Source organism: uncultured Amaricoccus sp. (assembly GCF_937858865.1).
Classification (GTDB): Bacteria; Pseudomonadota; Alphaproteobacteria; order Rhodobacterales; family Rhodobacteraceae; genus Amaricoccus.
On sequence record NZ_CALLYO010000561.1, the window covers coordinates 1 to 4,373 of the forward strand.

Sequence of the window (4,373 nt, forward strand, 5' to 3'; positions counted from 1 at the left end):
GCCCATGTCGCGCAGCAGACGGTCGTCGAGCATACCGAGCTGCGCCCGCGCGCGATGGCGCGCATCCGCCTCGGCGAGGAACCCGAGCACCCCGCGCACGCCGAAACGCGGCAGGAAGGTGCGGGACGCGCCCTGCAAGGTCTTCGAAACCATATCACCCTCCATCATCGGATCTTCACGTTCACGGCGATCTCATCACCGTGCTTGATATCTAGCGCAGACCGTCCTATCCTTGAAACGAATATTTGTGCGACGATGCATCAAGGACGGTGATATGGTCCGGCACCTCGACATGACCGCGCTGCGCTCCTTCACCGCGGTCGCCGATTCCGGCGGCGTCACCCGCGCCGCGGCGCAGCTCAACCTCACCCAGTCCGCCGTCTCGATGCAGCTGAAGCGCCTCGAGACCCAGCTCGACCTCGAGCTCTTCGACCGCTCCGGCCGCTCGCTCGCCCTCACCGCCCAGGGCGAGCAGCTCCTCGCCTATGCCCGGCGCCTGCTCGCCCTCAACGACGAGGCCTGGAGCCGCCTGACCCACCCCGCCTTCGAGGGGGCGATCGACTTCGGCGTGCCGCACGACATCATCTACCCGCGCGTCCCGGGCGTGCTGCAGCGTTTCGCCGCCGCCTACCCGCGGGTGAAGCTGCAGCTCCACGCGCTCTACACCTCGGGCCTCAAGGAGCTCCTCGCCAAGGGCGAGATGGACCTCATCCTCACCACCGAGGGCACGCTCGACCCGGGCGGCGAGACGCTGCTGCGCGAGCCCCTCGTCTGGGCCGGCGCCCCCGGCGGCCAGGCCTGGCGGCAGCGTCCGCTGCGCTACGCCTCCTGCGGCAACTGCGTCTTCAAGCGCCCGGCGATCGAGGCGCTGGAACGGGCCGGCATCCCCTGGGAGCTCGCGGTCGATTCGATCTCGCCGGCCGCCGTCGACGCCAGCGTCGCCGCCGACCTCGCGGTCAGCGTGCAGCTGGAGAGCGGCGTGCCCGCCCGCTGCGAGATCGTCCGCCACGGCGGCGCCCTTCCCGACCTGCCCGACCACTATGTGAACATGTACGTGGCCCCGGGCCCGCGCGCCGCCCTCGCCGAACGGCTCGCCGAGATCATCCGCCAGGCTTTCGGCGTCGCCGAATGCCTCGCCGCCGAATAGCCGGCCGGCTTCCGGAGCGCCGTCAGGCCGCCGACCGTTGCTCGCGGTGGGCCACCAGGACGGCGAGCGCCTCGGGATGCGCATCGAGCACGCGCAGGGCGCTCGAGATCGCGTGGCTCGCCACGACGTCCCCGGCCTCGTATTTCTGGAATGCGTTCGGGCCTCCGCCGATGACGAGCCCGGCCTCCCGCTGGGAGAGCCCGAGCCGGCGGCGGATCCGCCGCACGTCCTCGGGAAGCAGGAGACCTTCCGCCTCCGCCTTCAGCCGGTGCAGCGCGCGGTCGGAAACCTTCATGTCCTCGCCGCCGTGGATCCCCTCCTCGACGCCTTCGGCATACCAGCCGGGCATGTCGATCACGATCGAGCGTCCCTTGTAGGAAAGCGTCATCGGCCGCGTGCCACGGGTCATGACGGCGCCCGTCTCGGGGCAGATGCGCTCATCCATCGTCCTTCTCCTTGAACGAAAGAAGCCGGAACTCCGTCACCGTATCGGCGACGAACTTGACGTAGAGCGTCCCGACCGGCGACGGCGCATGATAGACGTCCTGCCAGAGCTTGCTGTCGGCATGGCTGGTCATCGACTTGTAGAAATGCCGCCGTTCGAGGGCCTGGATCGTCTGGACGATGCCCTCCCGGTCGAAACCCAAGGCCGCCGCCGTTCGGACGGCCGTCGTCGTCGCTGCCAGGCGGGCGGGAGTCCGGAATGCATGCTGAATGGCCTTCAGGTCGTAGGTCGGCGCTTCTCCGTCATATGGCACCATGATGGTGTAATGTCAAGCCAGCGCCCTCACTCGATCCGCACCACCACCTTGCCCGTGGCCGCCCGCTCGCGCAGCAGCCGCAGCCCCTCGTTCGCCGCCGCGAGCGGCAGCACGTGGCCGACGTGCGGCCGCAGCCGCCCCATGCCGTGCCAGGCCATCAGCGCCTCGAGGCTGCCGCGCGCCGCGGCCGGATGCATCCGCACCCAGGCGCCGAAATAGAAGCCGATCACCGTCTGGTTCTTCACCAGCAGCCGGTTCGCCGGCACCCGCGGCACCTCGCCCCCGGCGAAGCCGATCGGCAGCACCCGCGCCCCCGGCCGCGCCGCCGCCAGCGCCGCCTCGAAGACCGCGCCCCCCACCGTCTGGTAGACGACGTCCGCGCCGCCCAGCGCCTTCACCTCCGCCGCGATGTCGGCCCCGGCGTCGAAGGTCGCCTGCGCCCCGGCGCCGGCGGCCACCGCCCGCTTCTCCTCCCCGCGCGCCACCGCCAGCACCCGCGCGCCCATCAGCGCGCCGAGCTCGACCGCGGTCAGCCCGACCCCGCCGGCGGCGCCGGTCACCAGCAGCGTCTCCCCCGGCCGCAGCCGTGCCAGCTCGGCGAGCGCGATATGGCTCGTGCCGTAGGCGACGAGAAAGCCCGCCGCCGCCTCGTCGCTCATCGCCTCGGGCACCGGGGCGCAGCCGGCCGCGGGCAGCACCACGTAGTCCGCCAGCCCGCCCGCGCCGCAGAGCCCGGCCACCCGCACCCCCTCGCCCGGCGCCACCACCCCCGGCCCGCGCGCGGCGACCGTGCCGCAGACCTCGATCCCCGGGGCGAAGGGGAGCGCCGGGCGCTCCTGGTAGCGCCCGGCCACCATCAGCGTGTCGGCGAAGTTCAGCCCGCAGGCGCGCACCCGGACCAGCACCTCGCCCGGCCCCGGCACCGGCACCGCCACCTCCGCCATGGCCAGCTCCTGCCCGAGGGCCTCGATCCGCATCGCCCGCATGCCCTTGCTCCCTCCGTCCGGCTGCGACACAAGACCATGCCGGAGCGGGAGAGGGAATTCCATGCGGGGCCCGGGAGGAGCAACCTGGCGCATTCTCGGCCAGCTCGCCGCGGCGGCGCTGGGGCTTGCGACGGTCCTCGTCGCGATCGCCTTCCTGCTGCCGCGCGACGTGACCGTCACCCGCCAGATCGTCATCGACGCCCCGCCGGCGGCGATCTTCCCGCACCTCGACTCGCTGCGGGTCGGCGACGGCCGGCAGGAGATCATCGTCCGCGAGCCCGACCAGCGCGTGGAGGCGGCGCTCGACCTGCCCGGCGTCCGCATCGCCACCGCCTGGCTGGCGCTCACGCCCGAGCCCGGCGGCACCCGCGTCACCTGGGGCATCCAGGCCGACATGGGCCCCTCGCCGCTCGCGCGCTACCGCGCGATCCGCTTCGACCGCCGGATCGGCCCGGAGCTCGAGCAGGGCCTCGCCGCGCTCGCGGCCCAGGTCGGGAGCGGCTGATCCGGGCGGAACCGCCCCCCTCCGCCCGCGTTCTGCCCGCATCATGCTGCCCGATCTCGCCGCCGATCTCGCCGCCGATCTCGCCCGGGAGGTCCGCGGCAGCGCATCGCTGCCGCTGCCGATCCTCGTGCTGCGCCTCCTCGGCGCCGCGCTCCTCTGCGCCGTCATCGGCTACGAGCGCGAGGCGAGCGCCCGCTCGGCGGGCCTGCGCACCAACATGCTCGTCGGCCTCGCCGCGGCCAGCTACGCCGTCATCACCTACGAGATGGCGGGGCTCTACGACGACCGCGGCGAGGCCCTGCGCATGGACCCGCTGCGCCTCGTCGAGGCGACCACCGCCGGCGTCGCCTTCCTCGCCGCCGGCATGATCGTCCTCAGCCGCGGCCGGGTGAAGAACCTCACCACCGGCGCGCTCCTCTGGCTCTCCGCCGCCATCGGCCTCGCCGCCGGCAACGGCCTCTGGGCCGTCGCCGTCCTCGCGACCTTCCTCGGCCTCGCCATCGGCCTCCTGCGCGGCGCGCAGCCGCAGAAGCCGGACGACGAGGATCGCGGCTGAGCGGAGCGGGCCGCATTACCGTATTACAATGTATAGACGCAAATAAAGTGATTACAAATCAACGCCTTGACCGCAGGGCACACGTGCCCGCCCCGTGCGCGCACGGTTGCCTTTCCCGCGCGCTGCGACTAAGGGGGCCCCTCGACCCCCGAGGAAAACCCCGATGGACATCCGCAACATCGCGATCATCGCGCATGTCGACCATGGCAAGACCACTCTCGTCGATGCCCTGCTGAAGCAGTCCGGCACCTTCCGCGAGAACCAGGCCACCGTCGAGCGCGCGCTCGATTCGGGCGACCTCGAGCGCGAGCGCGGCATCACCATCCTCGCCAAGGCCACCTCGATCGAGTGGCGCGGCCACCGCATCAACATCGTCGACACCCCCGGCCACGCCGACTTCGGCGGCGAGGTCGAGCGC

The 4,373-nt window shown here is 72.3% G+C and carries 7 protein-coding genes; 4 read left to right on the forward strand and 3 right to left on the reverse strand.

Going from position 1 to position 4,373, the window contains the following annotated elements; translation table 11 throughout:
* The first annotated feature begins 274 nt into the window (after window positions 1-274).
* Window positions 275-1,147 carry a LysR family transcriptional regulator gene (locus Q0112_RS16615; RefSeq protein ID WP_297977101.1) on the forward strand — a complete coding sequence of 291 codons (873 nt, stop codon included), beginning with the start codon at window positions 275-277 and terminating at the stop codon, window positions 1,145-1,147.
* Between the two features lie 22 nt (window positions 1,148-1,169).
* Here the strand turns inward: Q0112_RS16615 and Q0112_RS16620 are convergent, their stop codons facing one another.
* The 3 genes from Q0112_RS16620 to Q0112_RS16630 are packed head-to-tail and all read right to left on the reverse strand — an operon-like array spanning window position 1,170 to window position 2,894.
* Complete coding sequence (locus Q0112_RS16620) at window positions 1,170-1,592, reverse strand: type II toxin-antitoxin system MqsA family antitoxin (protein WP_297977102.1); 423 nt, start codon at window positions 1,590-1,592, stop codon at window positions 1,170-1,172.
* Window positions 1,585-1,908 carry a type II toxin-antitoxin system MqsR family toxin gene (locus Q0112_RS16625; protein ID WP_297977103.1) on the reverse strand — a complete coding sequence of 108 codons (324 nt, stop codon included), beginning with the start codon at window positions 1,906-1,908 and terminating at the stop codon, window positions 1,585-1,587. The genes Q0112_RS16620 and Q0112_RS16625 overlap by 8 nt, the downstream gene beginning before the upstream one ends.
* Window positions 1,909-1,934: 26 nt before the next feature.
* Window positions 1,935-2,894: an NADPH:quinone oxidoreductase family protein gene (locus Q0112_RS16630; protein WP_297977104.1), complete on the reverse strand. Its 960-nt coding sequence runs from the start codon at window positions 2,892-2,894 to the stop codon at window positions 1,935-1,937.
* Between the two features lie 61 nt (window positions 2,895-2,955).
* On the opposite strand from Q0112_RS16630, the gene Q0112_RS16635 reads away from it, so the two are divergent.
* The 3 genes from Q0112_RS16635 to Q0112_RS16645 all read left to right on the forward strand — a co-directional run.
* Window positions 2,956-3,399: an SRPBCC family protein gene (locus Q0112_RS16635; RefSeq protein ID WP_297977105.1), complete on the forward strand. Its 444-nt coding sequence runs from the start codon at window positions 2,956-2,958 to the stop codon at window positions 3,397-3,399.
* 43 nt (window positions 3,400-3,442) lie between these two features.
* The gene (locus Q0112_RS16640) at window positions 3,443-3,955 is read left to right on the forward strand and encodes an MgtC/SapB family protein (protein WP_297977106.1); all 513 of its coding nucleotides are present in this window, start codon (window positions 3,443-3,445) and stop codon (window positions 3,953-3,955) included.
* Between the two features lie 163 nt (window positions 3,956-4,118).
* Window positions 4,119-4,373: GTP-binding protein (locus tag Q0112_RS16645; RefSeq protein ID WP_297977107.1), on the forward strand; the 255-nt coding region annotated here is incomplete at its 3' end.

Coding starts and splice junctions, on each gene's coding strand:
- Q0112_RS16620 (WP_297977102.1), bottom strand. CDS start 1,592: ATGGATGAGCGCATCTGCCCCGAGACGGGCGCCGTCATGACCCGTGGC.
- Q0112_RS16630 (WP_297977104.1), bottom strand. CDS start 2,894: ATGCGGGCGATGCGGATCGAGGCCCTCGGGCAGGAGCTGGCCATGGCG.
- Q0112_RS16625 (WP_297977103.1), bottom strand. CDS start 1,908: ATGGTGCCATATGACGGAGAAGCGCCGACCTACGACCTGAAGGCCATT.
- Q0112_RS16640 (WP_297977106.1), top strand. CDS start 3,443: ATGCTGCCCGATCTCGCCGCCGATCTCGCCGCCGATCTCGCCCGGGAG.
- Q0112_RS16615 (WP_297977101.1), top strand. CDS start 275: ATGGTCCGGCACCTCGACATGACCGCGCTGCGCTCCTTCACCGCGGTC.
- Q0112_RS16635 (WP_297977105.1), top strand. CDS start 2,956: ATGCGGGGCCCGGGAGGAGCAACCTGGCGCATTCTCGGCCAGCTCGCC.